The sequence below is a fragment of the Rugosimonospora acidiphila genome (genome assembly GCF_039543385.1).
GTDB classification, from domain to species: domain Bacteria; phylum Actinomycetota; class Actinomycetes; order Mycobacteriales; family Micromonosporaceae; genus Rugosimonospora; species Rugosimonospora acidiphila.
The window spans coordinates 31,485-54,602 of sequence record NZ_BAABJQ010000031.1 but is presented as its reverse complement, the minus strand read 5'-3'; the positions used below and the strand labels follow the sequence as shown (position 1 = coordinate 54,602).

At 72.2% G+C, this 23,118-nt stretch carries 22 protein-coding genes and 1 pseudogene; 13 read left to right on the top strand and 10 right to left on the bottom strand.

What is annotated here, in order from left to right; genetic code table 11:
• Positions 1-4 precede the first annotated feature (4 nt).
• Together ABEA87_RS34990 and ABEA87_RS34985 are read right to left on the bottom strand one after the other, a co-directional pair.
• A complete protein-coding gene (locus ABEA87_RS34990; RefSeq protein ID WP_345637099.1) occupies positions 5-1,648 on the bottom strand; it encodes a DNA repair helicase XPB in 1,644 nt (547 codons plus the stop codon).
• 426 nt (positions 1,649-2,074) lie between these two features.
• On the bottom strand, positions 2,075-4,537 hold the full coding sequence (locus ABEA87_RS34985; protein ID WP_345637097.1) for a helicase-associated domain-containing protein: 2,463 nt from the start codon (positions 4,535-4,537) through the stop codon (positions 2,075-2,077).
• Positions 4,538-4,648: 111 nt separating this feature from the next.
• Between ABEA87_RS34985 and ABEA87_RS34980 the strand changes: the two genes are divergently transcribed.
• The 3 genes from ABEA87_RS34980 (at position 4,649) to ABEA87_RS34970 (ending at position 6,076) form a co-directional block, all read left to right on the top strand.
• Positions 4,649-4,885 (top strand): hypothetical protein, encoded by a 237-nt coding sequence (locus ABEA87_RS34980; protein ID WP_345637095.1) that lies wholly within the window; start codon positions 4,649-4,651, stop codon positions 4,883-4,885.
• Positions 4,886-4,996: 111 nt separating this feature from the next.
• Positions 4,997-5,626, top strand: coding sequence for an HAD family hydrolase (locus ABEA87_RS34975; protein WP_345637093.1), 630 nt, complete (start codon positions 4,997-4,999; stop codon positions 5,624-5,626).
• Between the two features lie 63 nt (positions 5,627-5,689).
• Positions 5,690-6,076, top strand: a complete 387-nt coding sequence (locus ABEA87_RS34970) for a cold-shock protein (RefSeq protein WP_345637091.1) — start codon at positions 5,690-5,692, stop codon at positions 6,074-6,076.
• Between the two features lie 5 nt (positions 6,077-6,081).
• Here ABEA87_RS34970 and ABEA87_RS34965 read toward each other — a convergent pair whose 3' ends face one another.
• From ABEA87_RS34965 to ABEA87_RS34955, 3 genes and pseudogenes are all read right to left on the bottom strand, one after another.
• The gene (locus ABEA87_RS34965; protein WP_345637089.1) at positions 6,082-6,885 is read right to left on the bottom strand and encodes a 1,4-dihydroxy-6-naphthoate synthase; all 804 of its coding nucleotides are present in this window, start codon (positions 6,883-6,885) and stop codon (positions 6,082-6,084) included.
• Positions 6,882-7,523, bottom strand: coding sequence for a futalosine hydrolase (locus ABEA87_RS34960; RefSeq protein WP_345637087.1), 642 nt, complete (start codon positions 7,521-7,523; stop codon positions 6,882-6,884). The genes ABEA87_RS34965 and ABEA87_RS34960 overlap by 4 nt, the downstream gene beginning before the upstream one ends.
• A gap of 425 nt (positions 7,524-7,948) precedes the next feature.
• Positions 7,949-9,442, bottom strand: a pseudogene (locus tag ABEA87_RS34955) (MFS transporter); the annotation flags it as partial.
• A gap of 62 nt (positions 9,443-9,504) precedes the next feature.
• Here ABEA87_RS34955 and ABEA87_RS34950 point away from each other — a divergent pair.
• Positions 9,505-10,365 carry a DUF3027 domain-containing protein gene (locus ABEA87_RS34950; protein WP_345637085.1) on the top strand — a complete coding sequence of 287 codons (861 nt, stop codon included), beginning with the start codon at positions 9,505-9,507 and terminating at the stop codon, positions 10,363-10,365.
• Positions 10,366-10,380: 15 nt separating this feature from the next.
• On the opposite strand, the gene ABEA87_RS34945 is transcribed toward ABEA87_RS34950, so the two are convergent.
• Complete coding sequence (locus ABEA87_RS34945; RefSeq protein WP_345637197.1) at positions 10,381-10,596, bottom strand: DUF2530 domain-containing protein; 216 nt, start codon at positions 10,594-10,596, stop codon at positions 10,381-10,383.
• Between the two features lie 279 nt (positions 10,597-10,875).
• Between ABEA87_RS34945 and ABEA87_RS34940 the strand changes: the two genes are divergently transcribed.
• The 5 genes from ABEA87_RS34940 (at position 10,876) to thpR (ending at position 14,587) form a co-directional block, all read left to right on the top strand.
• Positions 10,876-11,334 carry a MarR family transcriptional regulator gene (locus tag ABEA87_RS34940; RefSeq protein WP_345637083.1) on the top strand — a complete coding sequence of 153 codons (459 nt, stop codon included), beginning with the start codon at positions 10,876-10,878 and terminating at the stop codon, positions 11,332-11,334.
• Between the two features lie 54 nt (positions 11,335-11,388).
• Positions 11,389-12,804: an MFS transporter gene (locus tag ABEA87_RS34935; protein WP_425571011.1), complete on the top strand. Its 1,416-nt coding sequence runs from the start codon at positions 11,389-11,391 to the stop codon at positions 12,802-12,804.
• The gene (locus tag ABEA87_RS34930; RefSeq protein ID WP_425571010.1) at positions 12,689-13,438 is read left to right on the top strand and encodes a maleylpyruvate isomerase family mycothiol-dependent enzyme; all 750 of its coding nucleotides are present in this window, start codon (positions 12,689-12,691) and stop codon (positions 13,436-13,438) included. The genes ABEA87_RS34935 and ABEA87_RS34930 overlap by 116 nt, the downstream gene beginning before the upstream one ends.
• A gap of 67 nt (positions 13,439-13,505) precedes the next feature.
• Positions 13,506-13,997, top strand: coding sequence for a hypothetical protein (locus tag ABEA87_RS34925; RefSeq protein ID WP_345637079.1), 492 nt, complete (start codon positions 13,506-13,508; stop codon positions 13,995-13,997).
• Positions 13,994-14,587 carry an RNA 2',3'-cyclic phosphodiesterase gene (thpR, locus tag ABEA87_RS34920; protein WP_345637077.1) on the top strand — a complete coding sequence of 198 codons (594 nt, stop codon included), beginning with the start codon at positions 13,994-13,996 and terminating at the stop codon, positions 14,585-14,587. Before ABEA87_RS34925 ends, thpR begins: the two co-directional genes overlap by 4 nt.
• Before the next feature lie 57 nt (positions 14,588-14,644).
• Here thpR and ABEA87_RS34915 read toward each other — a convergent pair whose 3' ends face one another.
• The 4 genes from ABEA87_RS34915 to ABEA87_RS34900 all read right to left on the bottom strand — a co-directional run bounded on the left by ABEA87_RS34915 (position 14,645) and on the right by ABEA87_RS34900 (position 19,188).
• Positions 14,645-15,631 (bottom strand): aldo/keto reductase, encoded by a 987-nt coding sequence (locus ABEA87_RS34915; RefSeq protein ID WP_345637075.1) that lies wholly within the window; start codon positions 15,629-15,631, stop codon positions 14,645-14,647.
• A 44-nt stretch (positions 15,632-15,675) separates the two neighbouring features.
• Positions 15,676-16,767 (bottom strand): septation protein SepH, encoded by a 1,092-nt coding sequence (gene sepH / locus ABEA87_RS34910; protein ID WP_345637073.1) that lies wholly within the window; start codon positions 16,765-16,767, stop codon positions 15,676-15,678.
• A gap of 96 nt (positions 16,768-16,863) precedes the next feature.
• Positions 16,864-17,988, bottom strand: a complete 1,125-nt coding sequence (gene serC, locus ABEA87_RS34905) for a phosphoserine transaminase (protein ID WP_345637071.1) — start codon at positions 17,986-17,988, stop codon at positions 16,864-16,866.
• A 93-nt stretch (positions 17,989-18,081) separates the two neighbouring features.
• Complete coding sequence (locus tag ABEA87_RS34900; RefSeq protein ID WP_345637069.1) at positions 18,082-19,188, bottom strand: citrate synthase 2; 1,107 nt, start codon at positions 19,186-19,188, stop codon at positions 18,082-18,084.
• A 322-nt stretch (positions 19,189-19,510) separates the two neighbouring features.
• Between ABEA87_RS34900 and pdxH the strand changes: the two genes are divergently transcribed.
• The 4 genes from pdxH (at position 19,511) to ABEA87_RS34880 (ending at position 23,059) form a co-directional block, all read left to right on the top strand.
• Entirely contained in the window at positions 19,511-20,158 is a 648-nt protein-coding gene (gene pdxH / locus ABEA87_RS34895) for a pyridoxamine 5'-phosphate oxidase (RefSeq protein WP_345637067.1), read from the top strand.
• Positions 20,159-20,288: 130 nt separating this feature from the next.
• The gene (locus ABEA87_RS34890; RefSeq protein ID WP_345637195.1) at positions 20,289-21,497 is read left to right on the top strand and encodes an MFS transporter; all 1,209 of its coding nucleotides are present in this window, start codon (positions 20,289-20,291) and stop codon (positions 21,495-21,497) included.
• 15 nt (positions 21,498-21,512) lie between these two features.
• Positions 21,513-22,433 (top strand): aldose 1-epimerase family protein, encoded by a 921-nt coding sequence (locus tag ABEA87_RS34885; RefSeq protein WP_345637065.1) that lies wholly within the window; start codon positions 21,513-21,515, stop codon positions 22,431-22,433.
• A gap of 5 nt (positions 22,434-22,438) precedes the next feature.
• A complete protein-coding gene (locus tag ABEA87_RS34880; RefSeq protein ID WP_345637063.1) occupies positions 22,439-23,059 on the top strand; it encodes a nitroreductase family protein in 621 nt (206 codons plus the stop codon).
• Positions 23,060-23,118: the final 59 nt, after the last annotated feature.

Sequence of the window (23,118 nt, the reverse complement as noted above, 5' to 3'; positions counted from 1 at the left end):
ACCACTATGCCGAGGCCACGTCGTCCGCGTCGACGATCGTGTACGCGTAGCCCTGCTCGGCCAGGAACCGCTGGCGGTGCGCCGCGTACTCGGTGTCGATCGTGTCCCGGGCCACCACCGTGTAGAAGTGCGCCTGCCGGCCGTCCGCCTTCGGCCGCAGCACCCGGCCCAGCCGCTGCGCCTCCTCCTGCCGCGAGCCGAACGTGCCCGACACCTGCACCGCCACCGCCGCCTCGGGCAGGTCGATGGAGAAGTTGCCGACCCGGGAGATGACCAGTGTGGCGATCTCGCCGGCCCGGAACGCGTCGAACAGCCGCTCCCGCTCCTTCGTCGTGGTCGAGCCCTGGACCACCGGCGCGTCCAGGTACTCCGACAGCGCGTGCAGTTGGTCGATGTACCCGCCGATCACCAGCACCTGGTCGTCCTTGTGCCGGTCGATGAGGGCCCGCACGACGGGAAGCTTGGTGCGGGCCGTGGCCGCCACCCGGTAGCGCTCCTCGGGCTCCGCCGTCGCGTACGCCATCCGCTCCTCGTCGGTGAGCGTCACCCGCACCTCGGTACAGGTGGCCGGCGCGATCCAGCCCTGCGACTCGATGTCCTTCCATGGCGCGTCGTAGCGCTTGGGGCCGATCAGGGAGAACACGTCGCCCTCGCGGCCGTCCTCGCGCACCAGCGTCGCCGTCAGGCCGAGCCGCCGGCGCGCCTGCAGGTCGGCGGTGAACCGGAAGATCGGGGCGGGCAGCAGGTGCACCTCGTCGTAGACGACCAGGCCCCAGTCGCGGGCGCCGAACACGTCGAGGTGCGGGAATGCCCCGCCGCGGCGGGTGGTGAGCACCTGGTACGTGGCGATGGTGACCGGCCGGATCTCCTTGCGCTCGCCCGAGTACTCGCCGATCTCCTCCTCGGTCAGCGAGGTGCGCGCGATCAGCTCCCGCTTCCACTGCCGGCCCGCCACCGTGTTGGTGACCAGGATCAGCGTGGTTGCCGACGCCTCCGCCATCGCGGCGGCGCCGACCAGGGTCTTGCCCGCGCCACAGGGCAGCACCACAACGCCGGAGCCGCCGGCCCAGAACTGCTGGACCGCCTCGCGCTGGTAGGAGCGCAGGGTCCAGCCATCCTCGCGCAGCGAGATCGGGTGCGCCTCGCCGTTCACGTACCCGGCCAGATCCTCGGCCGGCCAGCCCAGCTTGAGCAGGGCCTGCTTGAGTCGGCCGCGTTCCGAGGGGTGCACCGCGATGGTGTCGTCATCCAGCTTCGCGCCCAGCATGCCGGCGAGCTTCTTGGACTTGGCGACCTCGATCAGCACCGTGCGGTCCAGCGCGCGCAGCACCAGCCCGTGCGCGGGATCGTTGGCCAGTTGCAGCCGCCCGTACCGGTCCATGGTCTCGGCGACGTCGACCAGCAGCGCGTGCGGCACCGGGTACCGCGAGAAGCGCAGCAGCGCGTCGACGACCGCCTCGGCGTCGTGGCCGGCGGCCCGGGCGTTCCACAGTCCGAGCGGGGTGAGCCGGTAGGTGTGCACGTGCTCGGGCGAGCGCTCGAGCTCGGCGAAGGGTGCGATCGCCATCCGGCAGGCGAGCGCGTCCGGGTGGTCGACCTCCAACAGGAGCGTCTTGTCGGACTGCACGATCAACGGGCCGGCGGACACGGCGGGAGCACCTCCAACACGGCGGGGCACGGGAACCTCCAGTCTCCCACGCGGAAGCGGCGGGACGCTGGTCAGTGGCGTTGCTCACGAGCCGGCGTGTGAAGAAAATTCGGCTGGACGTGCAACCAATGGTTGGCCGCGAACGTCTATCTGGTGGGCCGGCAATGGCAGCCGGTCCGGTTGCGCCGGGGCGGCTGCGTCCGGGCCGCGGCGGTCCCGGGCGGGCGGAAGCCGTCCGTCAAATCGCGGCAACGGGGGCGGGCGCGTCGCCCAGGCGGTTCGTGCGGCATCGGGTTCGCCGCGATCGATCGGTTGACCGGTCGACCGCGGCGCCTGATCCCGCAGGCGCGACTGCCGGCGCCGCCACGGGCACGCGGTCGGCTGGTCGATCGATGGGGCACCGGGCGCCAGGCGCCCGGACGCCGACTACTCCTCGACAACCGCCGCGGTGATCCGGTGCAGGGCGAAGGTGTGCAGCGTCTCGGTGCGGTCGTCCTCCGCCCGCAGGTAGCCGGCGCCGACCGAAACCGGCCGCACCAGCCGGGCGGCGGTACCGCCGTGGGCGTCCACGTACCCCACCCAGACGCGCTGCTTGTCCCGAACCGCCTGTTGTAGCACCGCCATCGCCTGGATGTGCGCCTGTGCCGGAGTGGCGGTGCCGGTCCGCTCGGCGCGCAGGCCCGCCGGTGGCCGGCGGGCGGTGCGCACGGCCGTGTCGGCCCGGCGCAGTTGCTCCACGATGCTGGCCAGCCGGGGTTGGGTCAGCCGGACCTGGCCGTCGCCGAGGGACCGGATCGCCGCCGGCGCGCGGCGGGCCGGTGCGCGCGGGGACTTGGGCCGGGCCAGCACGGCGGCCCCGCTGGCGTCCTCGGCGACCGGGGAGTAGCCGGCCTCCCGCAGCCCGCCCAGCAGCCGGGTGGAGGCGTACGGCGTGATCAGCACCGTCGGCGCCAGCCGGCGCAGCTGGAGGTGGGACAGCCGCCGGTCGGCCAGCAGCTCGACCAGCAGCGCCTCGTCGTCGCTGCGCAGGTACCCGCCGGCCGAGCCGACCCGCAGCCCGCCGTGGCGGCGCGCCACGTCGTCGATGAGGTACGTAAGGCCCTGCGGTACGGGGGTGCGCGACCGGCGGGCGAACAGCGCGTGCAGCTCCGCCGCCGTGTACCCGGCGTCCAGCGCCCGGCGCAGCGATTCCGCGGTGATCCGCAGGACGTTGGTCGACTCCGGCTCACCGATCAGGGCCAGTTCGGCGGCCAGCTCCGGTTCGGCCGGGCCGGGCAGCACGGCGGTCAGGTCGGCCTGCAGCAGCACGTGATCCACCGGCGCGGGCAGCAGCCCGTCGAGCGCGGCGATGGCGGCGGAGCCGGGCGCCTGCGTACCGGCCAGGCCGAGGGGATCTTCGTCCGGGTCACGTCCGGCCGCCCCGGAAAGCTCGGTGAGCAGCAGTCGCCCGTACCCGGTCAGCGCGCCCATCCCGGTCAACCCGAGCAGCGCGGCCTCGGTCAGCGCCCAGCCGACGCCATCGCGGGTGGGGGAGGGTGTCGGGGTGGCCGGCCGGCGTTCGTCCCCGCCGATCGGGCCGGCCGGCCGGGCCGGGGTGGCGGTGCCGAACCGGCGGGGCGACCGCCAGGCGAGCACGTCGAGCACCTGATCCGGGTTCAGGGCGGCGCCGGGGTCGGCGTCGGACAGCACGTTCAGCGCGGCGGTGCGCAGGGCGGGCGCCCCGATGCGCTCCAGCTCGGGCGCGAGCACGCCGAGCAGCCGGTCCCGCTCGTCACGCCGGCCGGCCAGCCCGGGCTGCCTGGTCATGGCCAGCCACGACCGGATCAGATGGACCCAGCGCGACGCGATCGGCAGGTTGCGCCAGTGGTCGTAGCCCGGGGTGGGCAGGAATCTCGGCTCCGCGCCGGAGTCCGGGTCGGTCTCGCCGACCAGGCCGGCCGCGGCGGCCGTCTCGATCAGCGTGGCCGTGGCCGACTCGTCGACCCCGACGGTCTTCGCGAGGCGGCGTACGTCGCGGATGCCCAGGCCGCCCGATTTCAGCACCGGGGTCGGTTCGGCGGCGATCGCGTCGAGCAGGTCCTCGACGTTGCGCACCGCCGCCATCACCTGACCGGCGCCGGCCGAGTCAACGATCTTCATGGACTGGCCGGTCGCCTCCGGGGCGGGCGGCTGGGGATGCAGCGGGCCGAGGGGACCGATGTCCCGGCGCAGCAGCAGGCCGATCTCCCGGGGCAGTTCGACCGATCCGCCGGAGCCGGGCACCCCGCCCGCCCCGGTGACCGGGACCAGCAGGTGCCGGGATACCAGCCAGCCGACGGGGCTGTCCGGGTCCTCGACCGCGGCGGCCGACGTGGCACCCAGGGGTGGCCCGACCGACAGCCGATCGAGGACCGCGCGGGCGGCGGGCGGCGCGGCGAGCACGGTGCGGCGCAGGCCGGACGGGTCGGCGCACAGGGCGTCGGCCTCGGCGTCCAGGTCCGCCGCCGGCCGGCCCAGCCCCGCCGGGTACGGCGACGTGACCTCGTCCACGCCGGCCGCCACGCGGAGCGCCTGCGGCGAGCCGTACACCAGGAACAGGGCCCGCAGCCGGTCGATCGCGGCGCGCACCCGGTCGGGTTCGGGCGGGGTGCGACCGCCGGTGACCAGGGGCAGCACGGCGTCGACGCTGGTCACGTCGTCCGTACGGGTCAGCCGCAGGGCATCGAGGATCTCCAGGGTGAACCGGTCCAACGGGTCCAGAGCACGCGTCACGGACACCCGGGACTGCGCCCGGAGGGCCAGCGCGGACAGGTCCGACGGCACGGGTACCACCAGGTCTGGGCGCAGCCTGAGCAGCGCCGCCACCCCGTCGTCGGGTAGCGCGCGCAGGTGGTCGGCGAGTGTGGCCATCGTGTTACCACGCTACCCAAGGCGGAGCCGGACCGGCTCATCCCGGCCGCCGGCCCGTACGGATGGTTGTGGGACACTGATCGGGAAGCCAGTTGATCAGGAGGATCACCGATGGCCGAGCCGTTGTACAAGTCGAACCGCATCGCGGGGGACGTTGAGGACCGGGCGGAGAAGATGCCCAGTATGCCCCCTATCGTCGCGTACGGTCGGCTGCCGGTCAGCGAGTTCGCCTACGACCGCCCGGGTGCCGCGTCCCCCTTCGGGGACGACCAGCGCCTGCCGCTGCCGCATGAGCGGATCACATATGTGCACCCGAGCGAGGACGACGACACTCAGGTCCACCTGTGATCGCGGCCGGCCGGCGCGCCGGTCAGCGATGATCGCTCCCGACCCCTCGACCGGCGGCCGGGCCACGGCCCTGCTCGCCGCCGGCCGTCGCGGTTGCGACCGCACACCGAGGTGACGTCCTTCACGGTCGGGTTTGACCTGGACATGACCTTGATCGACTCCCGGCCAGGGATCGCGGCCACCTATCGGGCACTGTCCGAGGCCACGGGCGTACCGGTGGACGTCGACCTCGTCGTCAGCCGGCTGGGGCCGCCCCTGGAGCAGGAACTGCTCCACTGGTTCCCCGCCGCGCAGGTGACCGGGGCCGTGACGCGGTACCGGGCCCTGTACCCGCGGTACGCCATCGAGCCGTCCCGCCTGCTGCCGGGCGCCGCCGAGGCGGTCGCCGCGGTCAAAAAGGCCGGTGGGCGTGTGATCGTCATCACAGCCAAACGCGGCGACCTGGCGCGGCTACACCTTGATCACGTCGGTCTGGCGGTCGACGACGTAGAGGGCCTCGCCTGGGCAGACGGCAAGGCTCGGGCGCTACGGGCAGCGGATGCGGTCGGCTACGTTGGCGACCACATCGCGGACATGGGGGCCGCCGTGGCGGCCGGGATACCGGGCATCGGGGTCAGCACGGGGCCGTGCTCGGCGGCGGAGCTCACCGCGGCCGGGGCGAGCAGGGTTTTGTCGGACCTGACCCTGTTCGCGAATTGTCTGCCCGAGATTCGGGTTGGGCCACAAGTTTCGGATAGCTAGCCTGGTGTACGGACCGCGCGACCACCGCGGTACGAGACAAGCGTGAAGGATGAGGTTGCTGCGGTGCCGACGGGTCGAGTCAAGTGGTACGACACGGAAAAGGGATTCGGCTTCCTGACCCGTGATGACGGCGGCGACGTCTTCGTACACAAGGCAGCGCTGCCCGAGGGGGTGGCCGACCTCAAGCCGGGCCAGCGGGTCGATTTCGGGGTGGTGGAGAGCCGTAAGGGCAACCAGGCCCTGGCGGTCAAGCTGCTCGACGCGCCGCCCTCGGTCTCCGAACTGCGCCGCCGGCCGGCGGAGGAGCTGCACGGCCTGATCGAGGACATGATCAAGGTCCTCGAGGTGAAGGTGCTGCCTGACCTGCGCCGCGGCCGGTACCCGGACAAGCGCAACGCGAAGCCGATCGCCGAGGCGATCCACGCGGTGGCCCGCGAGCTGGAGATCTGACCGGGTCAGAACTCCACCCGGGGCACCAACCCCTCGTCGGCCGCCCGGCGCAGCAGGCTGCGGACCGCCTTGTACCCGTCCTCGCCGAGGTCCTCGGTGAACGCGTTGACGTAGAGCCCGATGTGCTGCGCCACCACGTCGGGCTCCATCTCCTGCGCGTGGGAGAGCACGTAGTCATGGCTGGCCGCCGGGTACGCCCAGGCGTGCCGCACCGAGTCGCGGACCCACCCGGTCGCCTGGGCGGCATCCACACTGCCCCGCTTGGCGAGGATCGCGCCGAGCGGGATCGGCAGGCCGGTGTCGCCCTCCCACCACTCGCCGAGGTCGGCCAGGCAGGTCAGGCCGTACCGCTGGTAGGTGAAGCGTGCCTCGTGGATCACCAGTCCGGCGTCGAAGCGGCCCTCGGCGACGCCCGGCATGATCTCGTGGAACGGCACCACCTCGATCCGCGCCGGCGGCCGCTGCGCGCTCCACAGCCGGAACAGCAGGTACGCGGTGGTCCGCTCGCCCGGTACGGCGACCGTCGCGCCCGCCACGTCCGTGCGCCCGTTGGACAGCACCAGGGGCCCGCAGCCCCGGCCGAGCGCGCCGCCACACGGCAGCAGCTCGTACTTGTCCAGCAGCCAGGGCAGCGCCGCGTAGCTCACCTTGACGATGTCGTACTCGCCCCGCTCGGCGGCGGTGTTCGTGACGTCCACGTCGGCGTAGGTCACGTCGACCGGTGGTGCTCCCTCGATGAGACCGTGCACCAGGGCGTGGAAGACAAAGGTGTCATTCGGGCATGGGGAGAAGGCGAGGCTAAGCGTCACGCCTCCAACTTACCCAGCACCCTTCCGGCGTCGGCCAGCACGGCCAGGGCTTCGCGGATACGCCAGCCCGCCCGGTCGCGCGGGCCCACCACGTTGGAGATGCTCCGCAGCTCACCGAACGGAACGCCGGCCTGCGCGGCGGCGGTGGCCACGCCGAAGCCCTCCATCCCCTCGGCGACCGCGTCCGGGTGCCGGCCGCGCAGCGCCGCCGTGCCGGCCGCGCTGCCGGTGGTGGTCGAGACGGTCAGCACCGGCCCGACGACCGCCTCGGGCAGGGCGGGGCCCAGCAGGTCCACCAGGCCGGCGTCCGCCTCGTACCGGGCCGTGCCGAACCCCAGCTCGTCCAGGGGCAGGAAGCGATCCGGAGCCTCGGCGCCCAAATCGGCGGCGATGCTGCTGCTGGCCAGTGCGAGGCCACCGACCTCGACCAGGCCGGCGAACCCACCGCCGATGCCGGCCGAGATCACCGCCCGGTACGGCGTGCTGGCCGTGGCGAGCAGCCGGGCGGTGGCGGCGGCGGCCGACGCCGGACCCACTCCGACCACGGCGATGTCGAAGCGCTCCTCGGCCTCGGCGGCCAGCGCGTCGCGCTCGGCGTCGACCGCGGTCACCACGAGCAGCCGACCCCGCCCGTCCATCAGTCGTCCTCCCCGGTGGGTGGCAGGCCGGATGGCCGGTACAGGTGGTACCCGGGCTCCAGCTCGTCGTCCATCAACCGGGTCGAGTGTGGCAGTTCGACGGTGCGGCCCTCGGGACCGGGTTGGGATGCCGGGCCGGCGCCGGGCCCGGGAGACTTGACGGTCGGGTCGGCGGCCGGGCCGGCCCTGCGGGTCTGTTCGGTCGCGGCGGCCCGTTCCCGGGCCTGGCGCACCCGCTCCGCCTTTGCCGAGCGCATTCGGCGCCACCGCGGCCGGTCCGGTGGGGCCGGCATGGTCTGAGTCCGCGCGTCCAGGTCGACGGTCGCGTCGGCGTCCCGTCCCGGCCGCCCGTCGAGGCCACCCACGCCATAGCCACTCATGCCGTGGCCACTCGTGCCGTGGCCACCCACGCCGTAACCACTCATGCCGGGGCCACTCATGCCGGGGCCACTCATGCCGTGGCCACTCATGCCGTGGCCTCCCACGCTCTGACCATTCAGGCCGGGACCGGTCGGGCCGGGGCCGCCCTCGGCGTCGGGCCGCGAGCCGGCGTCCCGTGCCGATTCGTCCTGGATCGATTCGGCCTGGGTCGATCCGCCGTGCAGCTTCTCCCCGCGCAGCGAGCCGGCCTTCATCACGGCCCGTGCGGCGGCCAGCGCGATGGCGACGGCGGCGATGCCGGCGCCCAGCCGCCCGCCAAGCGGGATCAGGCCGAACCCGCCGCCGATCACCCACGCGATCATGAAGGCGGTCTCGGACCGGGCGAACGCGGTCGCCCGGACCCCCTCGGGGACCCGCTCCTGGATGGTCGCGTCGACGGCCAGCTTGGCCAGGCCGGTGGCGGCGGACGCGACGAGCCCGAACAGCGTGATGGTGAGCAGGCTGTAATCGATCACCGCGTACAGCCCGGCCGCCGTGGTGAGCACCGTCACCAGGGCCTGCAGCAGCACCGGGCGGCGGATGCGCAGCCGGGTGCCGATGGCGGTGGCCAGGAACGAGCCCACGCCCAGCCCACCGGCGACCACGCCCAGCGCGGCCGCACCGGCGAGCTGGTGGCCCAGCAGCACGGCCGGTAGGTGATGGGTGCGCACCGCGAAGGCCAGGAACAGGGTGAGGAAGCCGAACAGTGCCCGCAGCATCGCGCCGCCGGTGACCAGCGTGACGATCAGCTTGCCGGTCAGCACCTTGGTGCCCCGGTGGAAGATGGCCGGCACCGTCTCCGGCGGGTCGGAGTCGGCCCGCGGCGGCAGCTTGAGCGCGAACACCGCGCCGATGATGAAGATCACCGATGACACCCGCAGCGGCCACTGCGGCCCGAACCAGAAGGCGGCCGCACCGAGCGGGGCGACCACCGCGCCGGCGATCGTGCCGAACATCGACGCCCGCGCGCCGGCCTCGGACAGCCCCAGCGAGGGCGGCAGCAGCCGGGGCACCGCCGCGCTGCGGGCCACCCCGTAGGCCCGGGAGAGCAGCAGCACGCCGATCGCGGCGGGGTAGAGGCCCAGCCCATGGATGTAGTCGGAGATCATCCAGGCGAGGAACGCCCGGCCGAGCATGGTCGCGGCCAGCGCGTACCGCCGGCCGTGCCGAAACCGGTCCAGCACCGGACCGACCACCGGCGCGACCAGCGCGAACGGCAGCATCGTGACGAACAGGTACAGGGCGACGTTGGTGCGCGCGGCGCCGCTGGCCGCGCTGAAGAACACGGTGCCGGCCAGGCCCATGGTGATCAGGGTGTCGCCGGCGCAGGACGCGGCGTGGAGATCGAGCAGTCTGATCATGCCGATCTCGCCGCCGCCGCCGCTGTGCCTGATCACCTGGACCCGGCGATTGACCCAGCGCCCCATGCGGGTGGCGCCACGCGCGGAACTGCGGGCGCCACGCACCCCGTACCCGACGGTCTTCCCCAGCGACGGCATGTGACCATGGTGACCTATACGAGCGACCTTTGCCCCCTCCCCTCGACCATTGCTCGCCGAGCATGAGCAAGAATGTTGATGTGACCTCGAGTACCAGGAGCAGAGTCGACCAGGTTCTCGCCGACGCCATCGACGCGGCGCGCGCGGCCGCGGTCGAGGCCGCCGTCGAGGAGGGCGGGCTGCCGCTGGCGGGCGCCGACGGCGACGCCGACGCGGTCGGCGAGCATCTTCAGGTGGTGCCCGAGGGTGAGAGGCTCGTCACTCACTTCTTCGCCGCCAACCTGGCCGGCTACCGCGGCTGGCGCTGGGCGGTGACGATCACCCGGGTGCCGCGCAGCCGGCAGGTGACGATCTGCGAGATCGTCCTGCTGCCGGGGCCGGACGCGATGATCGCGCCGCAGTGGGTGCCGTGGGAGGAGCGGGTACGCCCGGGCGACCTGGGCGTCGGCGACCTGATGCCCACTCCTTCGGACGACGACCGGCTGATCCCCGGATACCTGATGTCCGACGACCCCGCGGTCGAGGAGGTCGCCTGGGAGCTGGGGCTGGGCCGGACCCGCGTGATGTCCCGGGAGGGCCGGTCCGACGCCGCCCAGCGCTGGTACGACGGCGACCACGGGCCGGAGGCCCCCATCGCGACCGCGGCGCCGCGCACCGCCCGGTGCGTGTCGTGCGGCTTCTACCTGCCGCTGGCCGGGTCCTTGCGGCAGGCGTTCGGCGTGTGCGGCAACCTGTTCGCCCCGGACGACGGCCGCGCGGTCAGCTGGGACCACGGCTGCGGGGCGCACTCGGAGGTGCTGGCCGAGCCGGCGCCCGAGGTGGACGAGTTGCCCACCGTGTACGACGACGGCGAGCTGGACCCGGTGACGGCCGGCGGGCCGGTGCCGACCGGCCTGGACGCCGAGCGCCTCGACGTTTCCTGAGGTCCCCGGGGCGCGCTAGCCCCGGTCGACGCCCTCCCGTAGCCGCCTCGCCCGGCGGTGCCGGTCGTGCCGGACCATCAGGTACAGGCCGGGCAGGCCGAACAGCACGCCGGCCACGCAGGTCCACAGCCAGTTGGTGTGGCCGTGGTCGCTCAGCCAGCCGCGGAAGGGCAGCAGCACCAGCGCGAGCACGGCCCAGATCCCCATGCCGATAAGGGCGAATGGCACCATCGGCGGATCCAGCGGCTGCACGTTCGGCTTGTCCACGACAGCAGCGTACGTCCCGCGGCGGCCCCGCCGCCCACCGACTCGCGCCCGCCTCCGGTCCGCCGGCGCTCCGGTCCGCCCGCCCTCCGGCCCGGCGGCCCCCGGCCTTCGCCGCCGGATGCGGCGGTGTCTTCGCGTTCGCGGGCCCGCCGCCACCCACCGCGGATACCGTCTAGGCGGGTGCGTGTGACCGCACCCATAATCACATGTCGTTAGCCATGCTTATTAGCTAAGCTAATTATCGTGACGGAACGGATGGCGGTCGTGTCGAAGCGAATGACTCCCGCGGCCCTGGCAGCGATGCTGGGCGACGCCATCACCCGGCTCGGCCGTCGGCAGCGCCAGGCGCGGCCGGTGGGCGAGCTGACTCAGAACCAGATCTCCGTGCTGGCCGGTCTCGAACTGGCCGGTGCCCTGACCCCGCGAGAACTCGCTGACGCCGAGCGCGTCCAGCCGCCGACCATGACGAAGATCCTGGCCAGGCTGGAGGAGCGCGGACTGATCCAGCGGTCCCCGCACCCGACCGACGGGCGGCAGGTGCTCGTGTCCGCGACGCCGGCCGGCCGCCACGTGGTCGTCGAACAGCGCCGGGCCAAGGACGAGTGGCTCACCCGGATGCTGGCCGATCTGACCGCGGATGAGCGGCAGATCCTGGGTCAGGCCGCCGAGATCCTGCGCCGCATCGCCCGTGAGGGCGACTGACATCCCGACCGTCCACATCGAGACCGATAGCTACCAGGAGGGCGAACTCACAGAGTGCGCGTGCGTTTGAGCACCACGTTTCAATCCCTGAAAGTCCGTAACTACCGACTCTTCGCGACCGGCCAACTGATCTCTCTGATCTTCGGCTGGATGCAGATCACCGCGCAGGACTGGCTGGTCCTGCAGCTGTCACACAACTCGGCCTCCGCGCTCGGTGTGGTGACGGCCTTCCAGTTCACCCCGATCCTGCTGCTCACCCTGTACGCGGGCAAGCTTGCCGACCGGTTCGACAAGCGGAAGATGCTGCTGATCGCGAACTCGACCTGGCTGGTCCTGGCCGGCCTCATGGGCGCCCTGGTGACCAGCGGCTCGATCCAGCTGTGGTGCGTGTTCGTGTTCGCCGTGCTCTGGGGCACGGTCAGCGCGGTCGAGACCCCCACCCGGCAGGCGTTCGCCTCCGAGCTCGTCGGGCGGCCGTTGCTGCCCAACGCCCTGGCCCTGTCGGCCGCGACCTTCAACTCCGCCCGGGTCGTCGGCCCCGCGCTCGGCGGCGTGGCCATCGCCGTGCTGGGTACCGGGTCGGCCTTCGTGATCAATGCGTTGTCGTACATCGGCCCGCTGGTGATGCTGAGCATGATGCGGCCGTCCGAGCTGTTCCGCGACGGGCTGGCCAAGGGTCGGCCCTCCGCGCAGGAGGCCCGGGTCATCGACGGGCTGCGCTATGTGCGGCGCCGGCCCGACCTGATCCTGCCGCTGGCTCTGATGCTGGTGATCGGCATGGCCGGGTTCAACTTCCAGCTCACCCTCGCCGTTCTGGCGAAGAATGTGTTTCACACCGGCGCGGCGTCCTTCGGGCTGTTCACCACCGCCATCGCGGTCGGGGCGCTGGGCGGCGCGCTGACCGGCTCCAGCCGGCGCGGCCGACCCTCGGTGTGGGTGGTGCTGGCCGGCGCGATCGCCTTCGGGGTGCTGGAGACGGCGGCCGGGCTGATGCCGGGTTACTTCATCACCGCGGCGGTCCTGGTTCCCACCGGATTCGCGATGATCTACCTGTCCCAGGCGGCGAACCAGCGGATCCAGCTGGGCGTGGACGCCGAGATGCGGGGCCGGGTCATGGCGCTGTACGTGCTGGTATTCATGGGTACCAACCCGATCGGCGCCCCGCTGGTCGGTTGGATCGCGCAGACCTTCGGCGCCCGGGTCAGCATCTGGCTGGGCGGCGTCATCTCGCTGGTGGTCGGCGGCGTGGCGCTGGCGGTCCGGCTGAAGATGAGCGGTGGCCGGATCCGGATGCGGCTGACACCCCTACCCAAGCTCTACCTTGATGTCCCTTCGACATGGCAGGGTGAGGAGCATGGATTACCCGCAACTGCTGGAGTGTCTGGCCGCAGATTCCACCCAGTTAAGGCGGCTCGCCAGCCGAGACCGGAGCGCACCGGTACCGAGTTGTCCACAATGGACCGTCGATGACCTGGTCAGGCACGTCGGTGAGGTGTATCTACACAAGACCGAGTGCATGCGCCAGCAACGATTCCCCGAGCCGTGGCCGCCGGACATCGCCGGCGAGGATTCGCTGGAGCTGCTCGACCGGGCCTACCAGGGACTGACGGAGGAGTTCGCCGCCCGCGCCCCCGGGGCGCCGGCGGTGACCTGGTACGAGCCGGAGCAGACGGTCGGCTTCTGGATCCGCCGGATGGCGCAGGAGACCGTGATGCACCGGGTCGACGCCGAGCTGGCCGTGGCCGGTGAGGTCTCCGAGATCCCGGAGGAACTGGCCGTCGACGGGATCGACGAGGTGCTCGAGCGCTTCCTCGTGTACGGCTCGCACCGCTGGACCGAGGACTTCGCGCCCGTGCTGCCCGAACGCGACCAGCCGCCCGTACTCGTCGCCACCGACGGGTACGGGTGGCTGGTGCGCGCCACCCCGGACGGCGCCACCATCGACATCGCCACCCCGCGTACCACCGCCCCGGCGAGCGTGTGCGGCGATCCTGTGCCGCTGCTGCTGTGGTTGTGGCGGCGCGCCGACGACGGGGTCGAGGTCGAGGGCGACCAGGGGATCATCGACGAACTTCGCGCGCTCCTGTGCGCCGCGACGCAATGAGGTCGTTACCGACCGTGGTGTGAAAATCGCTGGCGGTCGTTACCTCGGGGGCCTAGCCTCAGACACTGTGGCGGTCCTGCGCGACCTCATGATCGTGCTGGCGCTGGTTGCGCTGGCCTGCCTGCCATGCCTGCTGGCCCTCATGGTGACCGCCGACCTCGCGGCGGAGACCGTCTCCCGGGCCGTGAGGCGCGGGATCCGAGCCCTGTTCGGCTGGCTCTCCCGACGGCGGCTGGCGCGCGCGATCGGCATGGCGGACCGGCCGGTCACCATCGAGCCGGCCGGGCCGCCGATCGAACAGCTCGCGGCCGACCTGCGCCGGCTCGGCCAGCAGCGGATCGGGGTGGCGACCCGGTCGACGGTGTGGTTCGCGGCGGTCCAGCGCGCGTACGACGACCGGCTCGGCCTGGCCTGCCAGGAGTTGGGCATCGTCGAGCACCTGGGCGAACTGGGCGGCATCGATCTGGAGATCGAACGGGTGCGGGTCGAGGGCGAGTTGCACGGCGCCGGGCTGGTGCTCGTCAGCGGCGACGCGGAGCGCCGCCAGGACCAGCGTTGACGCTGTCGCCCACCCGGCCGGCGGTGGCCCGCCTGTTCATCGCGATCGAGCCGCCGCCGCGGGTGCTGGACCATCTCGCCGAGTTCGCGGCGGGGTTGGGCACGGTGCGGGCCGGGGTACGGGTGACCGCCCGCCGGCTGTGGCACGTGACGCTCGCGTTCATCGGCGAGGTACCCGAGACCGTGCTACCGGCCGCCGTCGCGGCGCTCGATCTCGCGGTCGCCACGGTGCGCCTGCCGGCCGGTCCGCCCGAACCTCGGCTGGCGGGCGGGGGACGGTTCGGCCGGGGCCGGTTCACCATCCTGTGGACCGGGATCGAGGGCGAGCTGACACCGCTGCGCCGCGCCACCACCCGGGCGCTCCGGCGGGGTCGGCTGCCGTACGACGCCAAGCCGTACCGCCCGCACCTGACGCTGGCCCGGCCGGGCGAACGGGTACCGGCCGAGGTGGTCGGCGCCGACCTCGCCGCGCTGGCCGGGTACCGGGGTCCGTCGTGGACGGTCGGCGGCCTGGTGCTGTACCGCAGCCACCTCGGCCCGAACCCGGTCTACGAGCCGCTGCACGCGGCCGCCCTGCCCACCGCCGGCTGACGATCGACAGAGGCTGCCGGCGGAATCCCGCCGGCAGCCTCGATGCGGTCGCGGGACCTACCAGGCCCACGCCTCGGGGCCGGGGCCGCCGTTGCCGATCGGCGGGAACAGCTCGTCCAGCCGGGCCAGCGCCGCGTCGTCCAGCGTGATCGACAGCGCGTCAAGGGCGCCGTCGAGCTGGGCCATGGTGCGCGGGCCGATGATCGGCGCCGTCACGCCGGGCCGGGACAGCAGCCAGGCCAGCGCGATGTTCGCCGGGTCCTGCCCGAGTTCGGCCGACAGCTTCTCGTACGCCTCGATGGTGTCGCGGTGCTTGTCCAGCCCGTCGCTGGAGCGGCCCTCGGTCGACCGCGCCCCGGTGCCCTCACGCTGCTTGCGCAGTGCGCCGGAGAGCAGCCCGCCGTGCAGCGGCGACCACGGGATGATGCCGATGCCGTACTCGATCGCGGCCGGGATCAGCTCCAACTCGACGTGCCGGGTCATCAGGTTGTAGATGCACTGCTCGGAGACGAGCCCGAGGAAGTGCCGGGACGCCGCCGCGGCCTGCGCCTGGGCGAGGTGCCAGCCGGCGAAGTTGGACGAACCGACGTAGCGCACCTTGCCCTGCGCGACCAGGGTCTCCATCGCCTGCCAGATCTCGTCCCACGGGGTGGACCGGTCGACGTGGTGCATCTGGTAGAGGTCGATCCAGTCGGTCTGCAGCCGTTGCAGCGACGCGTCCGCCGCCTTGATGATGTTCCGGGCGGACAGCCCCTGGTCGTTGGGCCAGTCCGACATCCTGCCGTACACCTTGGTGGCGAGCACCACCTTGTCGCGCCGGCCGCCGCCCTGCGCGAACCAGCGGCCGACGATCTGCTCGGTGTAGCCCTCTCCGGGACGTCCACCGTAAACGTTCGCGGTATCGAAGAAGTTGATCCCGTGCTCCAGCGCGCGATCCATGATCGCGAAGCTGTCCTCCTCCGAGGTCTTGGGCCCGAAGTTCATCGTGCCAAGGCACAGCGGACTGACCTTCAGTCCGGTACGACCAAGGTTGGTGTAATCCATTGTCAAACTCTGTCACTTCGAGCGCGCTCGAAGGCAAGAGGGGTTCAGCTACTCTCCCGCGCCGGAGCCGAGCCGAACAGCACGTCGTCCCAACTGGGCAGCCGCTTGCGGGGCTGGTCACCGGAGCCGGACTGGGCCTGGTCGCCACCGGCCGAGCTGGCCCGCCGCGGCCGAAGCACGGCCAGCGAAGGCACCGCCGGCACCTCCTTGGCCAGATCCGGGTCCTCGTCGAACGCGCTGCCCGAAGCGCCGCCGAGCAGCGCCGCCGCGCCGCCGCTGACCGACCGTCCACGAGGGACGTCTGGCGACAGGCCGCTGGGCTCGGCCGGGGACAGCGGCCGATCGAGCGAGGCGAGCAGGGCATCCCGGCCGGCACGGATCGGGTCGCCGGACCGCGATGGCTCGCCCAGCCCTCGACCCGGGCGCGACTCACGGCGCGCGGTGTCCGCGGACGGCCGCATCGGCTCGTGGCCGCCCCGGCCGCCGCCCTCGCCGCGCAGCGGGGGAGCCAGCCCCCGGCCGGCGCGCTCGATCTGCGGGTCCTGGCCGAGGATGGGCGTGGGCCGATCGGCGCACAGATATTGCGCCATGTCGTCGTGCGGGGTGACCTGCGTGCGGGTCTTGTCCAGCTCCCAGATCGCCTGCGCGGTCGCCTTGCCGCTGGGCCAGGTCGCCACGATCCGCCAGGTGCCGTCCTCGCGCCGGTACGCGTCCCAGGCGATCTTGTCGCCGTCGACGCCGTGCTGGGCCAGCCGGCCGTCCACCACCTCGGCGAGCGAGGCACCCTTGTCCGAGGTCTTCAGCCGGGTCCGGCGGGCGTGCTGGGCGAGCATGGCCCGCTCCTGCAGCACCGGTCCGGCGTAACGCAGCACGCGGTCCACCGGCACGCCGGCCACCCGCGCCACGTCGTCCGCGGACTCGCCGGCCCGGATGCGGGCCTGGATGTCTCGCGGTGAGAGCGTGATCACCTGGTCGGTCATGGTGGCGGTGGCCTGCGGAGATCCCGGATGACCGGGTACCCGCATGGCGGACTGCATCCGCTCATCATTGGGCAACGCGAGGAGGCGCCCTACCTCATCGGCGAGCACAAAGGCATTACCGTCCTCGGAGAGGGCGACGAAGCGTACCGGCCGCATCGCTTTCCTCCGTCCGTACTCGCGAGGCGTCGACTTATCACGCCACCGTACGCGCCTCGCGCTCGGGATGTGCGCAAGCCACGCCGAGGGCACCGCTCAAAGTCGTTCCACGACGTAATCGATGCTGGCGGTCAGCCGCTCGACGTCGGTCGGCTCGATCGACGGGAACAGCGCCACCCGCAGCTGGTTGCGGCCCAGCTTGCGGTAGGACTCGGTGTCCACCACGCCGTTGGCGCGCAGCACCTTCGCGATGGCCGACGCGTCCACTCCGTCGGCGAAGTCGATGGTCGCGATCACGTTCGACCGCAGCGTCGGGTCGGTCACGAACGGGCTGGCCACGGCCGATCGCTCGGCCCAGCCGTAGATGATCGAGGCGCTCTCGGCGGTGCGCTTCGCGGCCCAGGCCAGCCCGCCCTGCGCGAGCATCCAGTCGGTCTGCTCGGCCGCCAGGAAGATGGTGGCCAGCGCCGGGGTGTTGTAGGTCTGCTCGAGCCGGGAATTCTCCACGGCGCCCACCAGGTCCAGAAAAGCCGGAATGTACCGACCCGACTCCTTGATCTCGGTGGCCCGGGCCAGCGCGTCCGGCGACATCAGGGCGATCCAGATCCCACCGTCCGAGCCGAAGCACTTCTGCGGTGCGAAGTAGTACACATCGGCCTGGGCCGGGTCGACGTCCAGCCCTCCGGCGCCGGAGGTGCCGTCGACCAGCATCAACGCGCCTTCGTCCGCGCCGGCGATCCGGCGCACGGGCACCGCCACGCCGGTCGAGGTCTCGTTGTGCGGCGTGCAGTAGGCGTCCACGCCGGCCTCGGCGACCAGGGCCGGCGCGCGGCCCGGCTCGGAGGCGCGCACGGTCGGCTCGCCGAGGAAGGGTGCCGCCTTGGCGGCGGCGGCGAACTTGGCGCCGAACTCGCCGAAGCTGGCGAACTGCGCCCGGTCACGGATCAGGCCGAAGGCGGCGACCTCCCAGAACGCGGTGGAGCCGCCGTTGCCGAGGACCACCTCGTACCCGTCGGGCAGGCCGAAAAACTCGCCGATGCCCCGGCGCAGCCGGGCCACCTGGTCCCGAACCGTCTTCTGCCGGTGTGAGGTGCCCAGATAGGAGCCGGCGACCTCGGCGAGGGCGGCTACCGCGGCGGGGCGCACCTTGCTGGGCCCGGCGCCGAAGCGGCCGTCGAGGGGCCTGATCTCATCGGGTATCCGGACGTCCACCCCGGCCATCCTTCCTGCCTGAAAACCGCGAACACCTGTCTGTAAACGAAACATCGGTGCGGTGCCGACCCGGGGGCCGGTACCGCACCGATTATGAGCGGCTCAGACGCCGTGCGGCGTCTTGTCCCATCCCTCGACATCCTCGGGCTTGCGCGGCCCCGGCCCGACGTACCGGGCCGACGGGCGGACCAGCCGGTTGAGCTGCTTCTGCTCCAGGACGTGCGCACTCCACCCGGCCACCCGGGCGCAGGTGAACATCGAGGTGAACATGTGGGCCGGTACCTCGGCGAAGTCCAGCACCACGGCGGACCAGAACTCGACGTTGGTCGCCAGCACCCGGTCGGGCCGGCGGGCGTGCAGCTCCTCCAGCGCGGCCTTCTCCAGCGCCTCGGCGATCTCGAACCGGGGCGCGCCCAGCTCACGGGCGGTGCGCCGCAGGGCGCGGGCGCGCGGGTCCTCGGCCCGGTACACCCGGTGACCGAAGCCCATGAGCCGCTCGCCGCGGTCCAGCACGCCCTTGACGTACCCCTCGGCGTCGCCGCTCTTCTCGACGGCCTCGATCATGTGCAGTACCCGGGACGGGGCGCCGCCGTGCAGCGGCCCGGACAGGGCGCCGATGCCCGACGAGATGCAGGCGGCCACGTCGGCGCCGGTGGAGGCGACCACCCGGGTGGTGAAGGTGGAGGCGTTCATGCCGTGCTCGGCGGCCGACATGAAGTAGGCGTCAACGGCCTTGACGTGCCGGGGGTCCGGCTCGCCCCGCCAGCGCTTCATGAACCGCTCGACGATGGTGGAGGCCTTGTCGATCTCCTTCTGCGGCACCGCCGGCAGGCCCAGGCCGCGGGCGGACTGTGCGACGAACGACAGCGCGGTCACCGATACCCGGGCCAGGTCCTCACGGGCCTGCTCCTTGGAGATGTCCAGCAGCTGCCCCAGCCCCCAGTACGGGGCGAGCATGGCGACCGCGGACTGCACGTCGACCCGGATGTCACCGGAGTGCACCGGCACCGGGAACGGCTCGGCCGGCGGCAGGCCCGGACCGAACTTGCCGTCGACCAACAGCGCCCACACGTTGCCGAAGGACACCTTGCCGATCAGATCCTCGATGTCGACACCGCGATATCGCAGCGCCCCACCTTCTTTGTCAGGTTCGGCGATCTCAGTCTCGAAGGCGATCACGCCCTCCAGACCCGGCTTGAAATCGGACATCTTGCTCTCCTGGATCTTGTGTCCTCGCTGACGGAGCCTCCGCCGATCGGTTGGACCGGCATAGACACTCGCGCGATCCCGGTATGACTGTCGTGCGTTCTTTTCATCTTGCCCGCCGAACAAGCCGGTGGGCGAGACAGTCATCGTGTGCTACGGGCAACATCTTTCCCGCAATATGGGTGCCGATCGGGGCCGTGCCGGCCGAATGTGTTCCGGGCGACAGTTGTTCGCGCAGGTAGGCGCGGAATGGCAACATGATCTAATAGCCCTGGGTGGCGTCCGTCCACGTGGCGTCGCACGCGGCCGGACGAGGGAGAGGGCGATGGTGTCCGGAACGTTCGATGAGCTGCGTCGGGAGTACTCCGGCGGACAGTTGGACGAATCGGACCTGGCCCCCGATTGGCCGACCCAGTTCGGCCGATGGCTGGCCGAGACGATCACCGCGGGGCTGCCCGAGCCCAACGCCATGGTGCTGGCCACCGCCGACGGATCCGGCCAGCCCAGCAGCCGCACCGTCCTGTTGAAGGACTACGACGAGCGGGGCTTCGTCTTCTTCACCAACTACCAGTCCCGCAAGGGCACGGACCTGACCGCCAACCCGTACGCCAGCCTGGTCTTCCCGTGGTTCCCGATCTTCCGACAGGTGATCGTGATGGGCCCGGTCGAGCGGACCAGCCGCGCGGAGACCGAGGCATACTTCGCCACCCGGCCGCGCGGCGCCCAGGTTGGCGCCTGGGCCAGCCCGCAGTCCCACCCGCTGCCCGGCCGCCCGGCCCTGGAGGAGGCCTGGCAGGCCACCCAGGAGCGGTTCGGGGCGGACGAGGTGCCGGCGCCCCCGCACTGGGGCGGGTACCGGGTGCTGCCCATCAGCGTCGAATTCTGGCAGGGCCGGGTGAGCCGGTTGCACGACCGGCTCCGCTACCGGCGAGACGAGAACGGCCAATGGCTGGTGGAGAGGTTGGCGCCGTGACGGGAACCACCGGGTGACCGAGACAGACGCGAGAGAGATCGTCGGACCGGGCGGGGACGAGACAGACCCCGGCGGCAACCCGCAGGTTCAGGCTCCATCGGACGTCAACGCCGGCTGGCGGCGCTTCGCCATCGATATCAGGCCGCTGCGGCACCCCGCGTACCGCCGGGTGTTCATCGGCAACGCGACCTCTTTCTTCGGTACCCAGTTCACCGCGGTCGCCGTGCCCGTGCAGATGTACGCGCTGACCAAGTCGACGCTGTGGGTCGGGTACCTGGGGCTGGCCGGGCTGATCCCGCTGTTGATCTTCGCGCTGTGGGGTGGCGCGCTGGCCGACGCGGTGGACCGGCGCCGGCTGCTGTTCGTCAGCTCGGTCCTGATGTGGATATGCACCCTGGGCCTGCTGGTCCAGGCGGTACTGGGCGTCGGCAGCGGGACCCTGCTGCTGGTCCTGGTCGCGGCCCAGTCGGCGGCGGTGGCGGTGAGCTCGCCCACCCGCTCGGCGATCATTCCCCGGATCGTCGACAAGGACGAGGTGCCGCAGGCCAACACGCTCAACTACACGGCCAGCACCGCGGCCTCGGTCGCCGGGCCGCTGGTCGCGGCGGTCCTGATCGAGTACAACGTGGCCTGGGCGTACGGGGTGGACGCGCTGACGTTCACAGTGGCCCTGTGGGCGGCGTTCCGGCTGCCGACGCTCGCGCCGACCGAAGATGGGGGCGTCGTGTCGCGGGGCCGGCTGTCCGACGTCATGTTCGGGCTGCGGTATCTGGCCAAGACCCCGGTGCTGCTGATGTCCTTCGCGGTGGACATCGTGGCCATGGTGCTGGCGCAGCCGCGCGCGCTGTTCCCGGCGATCTCGGCGCAGCGGTTTCACGGTGGCGGCATCGGCTGGCTGTACGCCTCGATCGCGCTCGGCTCGGTGATCGCCGGGCTGACCTCGGGCTGGGTCGCCCGGGTCCGCCGGCAGGGCATCGCACTGGTCTTCGCGGTGGTGGTCTGGGGGCTGGCGGTGGCCGCCGCCGGCCTGGCCCACTCGCTGTGGCTGTGCGTGCTGCTGCTCGCGGTCGGCGGCGCGGCCGACCTGGTCAGCGCGATCTACCGGCAGACCATGCTGCAGACCTACGCGCCGGACCAACTGCGCGGCCGGATGCAGGGGGTGTTCACGGCGGTGGTCGTGGGCGGGCCGCGGCTGGGCGACCTGCGGGCCGGCGCGACGGCCGTGCCGCTCGGGCTGGGCGCCGCCTGGGTCGGTGGCGGCCTGGCGTGCTCGGTGGTGGCCATCGTTCTCGCCGTGGTTTTCCCCTCTTTGCTGCGCTATGTTGCGGGCCGTCCCTGAGCTAGGGTCGCCGTCATGCAGACAAGCGCCGTCTCACCCTCGGGCACGCAGTGGATGATCAAATCGGGCGACCACGAGGCCGTGGTGGTCGAGGTGGGCGGTGGGCTGCGGACCTATCGATCGTCCGGGCGTGACGTGGTCGACGGGTACGAGGAGTCCGAGCTGTGCCCGAGCGGTGCCGGCCAGGTACTGGCGCCGTGGCCGAACCGGATCCGGGACGGGCGCTACACCTTCGGCGGCCAGGCCCAGCAGTTGGCCCTGTCCGAGCCGATCCACCACAACGCGGTCCATGGGCTGGTCCGGTGGGCCCCATGGCGGGCGACCGAGGTGTCCGACTCGTCGGTGACGCTGGAGTACCGGCTCCCGGCCCAGACCGGGTACCCGTGGACGCTGCAACTGACGACCACCTGGACCCTGGACGGCGAGGGCCTGCGCGCCGACCACACGGCGACCAACCTGTCCGGCCGCCCGGCGCCGTTCGGCCTGGGCGCCCACCCGTACCTGGCCGTGCCCGGCTCGGTGGACGACGTGGTGCTGTCCGTTCCGGCCCGCAGCCGGCTGCTGATGGACGGCCGGGCCCTGCCGATCGGCGCGGCCCGGGTGGCCGGCAGCGAGTACGACTTCACCAGCCCGCGCCCGATCGGTGCCAGCCCACTCAACACGGCCTTCGGCGAGGTGCCGGCCGGCGGGACCCGGGTGGAATTGTCCACTGTGGATGGTGGACCGCTGGTCACGGTGTGGGCCGATGGGGCGTTCGGCTGGTGGCAGATGTACACCGCCGACACCGCCCCCGCCCCCCGGACCCGCCGCTCGGTGGCGGTCGAGCCGATGACCTGCCCGCCGGACGCATTCAACTCGGGGCGGGACGTGATCACCCTGGAGCCGGGCCAGACCTGGCAGGGATCGTGGGGGATCACACCGGCGCCGGGCCGGTGACGTCGATGGAGTTCGACGCGGTCGTGCGCCGCCGCCGCATGGTGCGCAACTACGACCCGGACCGGCCGGTACCGGCCGAGGTGACCGACCGGCTGCTGGAGTACGCCATCCGGGCGCCCTCCGCCGGCTTCTCCCAGGGCTGGGGCTTCCTGGTGCTCGAGGACGCGGCCGACCGGGAGCGCTTCTGGGCCGCCACGACCCCGGCCCCGGCCACCCCCGGCGAGCCGGAGAACTCCTGGCTGTCCGGCATGCGACGGGCGCCGCTGATCGTCGTGCCGCACTCCAACCGGGAGATCTACCTGGACCGGTACGCGGCACCGGACAAGGGCTGGACCGACCGGGACGAGGCCCGCTGGCCGGTGCCGTACTGGCACATCGACGCGGGAATGGCCAGCCTGCTCATGCTGCTCGGGGCGGTGGACGCCGGGCTCGCCGCGTGTTTTTTTGGAATTCCCCCCGAGACGATGGCAACCTTTCGGGAGAGTTTCGACGTTCCACCGGAATACACCCCTATTGGAGCCATCACGGTGGGCTATCCTGCCCCGGACCGTCGGTCACCTTCGCTGCGGCGGGGCCGGCGAGGCGTCACCGACGTCGTTCACCGGGGTCGTTGGGGGGCGTCGTGATGCCCGCCCCTGGTCGCTACGCTGGCTGGCAGCGACGAGCGGACGAGCGGACTGGAAGG

Coding starts and splice junctions, on each gene's coding strand:
- ABEA87_RS34985 (WP_345637097.1), bottom strand. CDS start 4,537: ATGGCCACACTCGCCGACCACCTGCGCGCGCTACCCGACGACGGGGTG.
- ABEA87_RS34980 (WP_345637095.1), top strand. CDS start 4,649: ATGGCCGAGCCGTTGTACAAGTCGAACCGCATCGCGGGGGACGTTGAG.
- ABEA87_RS34960 (WP_345637087.1), bottom strand. CDS start 7,523: ATGGACGGGCGGGGTCGGCTGCTCGTGGTGACCGCGGTCGACGCCGAG.
- ABEA87_RS34950 (WP_345637085.1), top strand. CDS start 9,505: ATGAGCAAGAATGTTGATGTGACCTCGAGTACCAGGAGCAGAGTCGAC.
- ABEA87_RS34945 (WP_345637197.1), bottom strand. CDS start 10,596: ATGGTGCCATTCGCCCTTATCGGCATGGGGATCTGGGCCGTGCTCGCG.
- ABEA87_RS34930 (WP_425571010.1), top strand. CDS start 12,689: ATGGATTACCCGCAACTGCTGGAGTGTCTGGCCGCAGATTCCACCCAG.
- ABEA87_RS34915 (WP_345637075.1), bottom strand. CDS start 15,631: ATGGATTACACCAACCTTGGTCGTACCGGACTGAAGGTCAGTCCGCTG.
- sepH (WP_345637073.1), bottom strand. CDS start 16,767: ATGCGGCCGGTACGCTTCGTCGCCCTCTCCGAGGACGGTAATGCCTTT.
- serC (WP_345637071.1), bottom strand. CDS start 17,988: ATGGCCGGGGTGGACGTCCGGATACCCGATGAGATCAGGCCCCTCGAC.
- ABEA87_RS34900 (WP_345637069.1), bottom strand. CDS start 19,188: ATGTCCGATTTCAAGCCGGGTCTGGAGGGCGTGATCGCCTTCGAGACT.
- pdxH (WP_345637067.1), top strand. CDS start 19,511: ATGGTGTCCGGAACGTTCGATGAGCTGCGTCGGGAGTACTCCGGCGGA.
- ABEA87_RS34885 (WP_345637065.1), top strand. CDS start 21,513: ATGCAGACAAGCGCCGTCTCACCCTCGGGCACGCAGTGGATGATCAAA.
- ABEA87_RS34880 (WP_345637063.1), top strand. CDS start 22,439: ATGGAGTTCGACGCGGTCGTGCGCCGCCGCCGCATGGTGCGCAACTAC.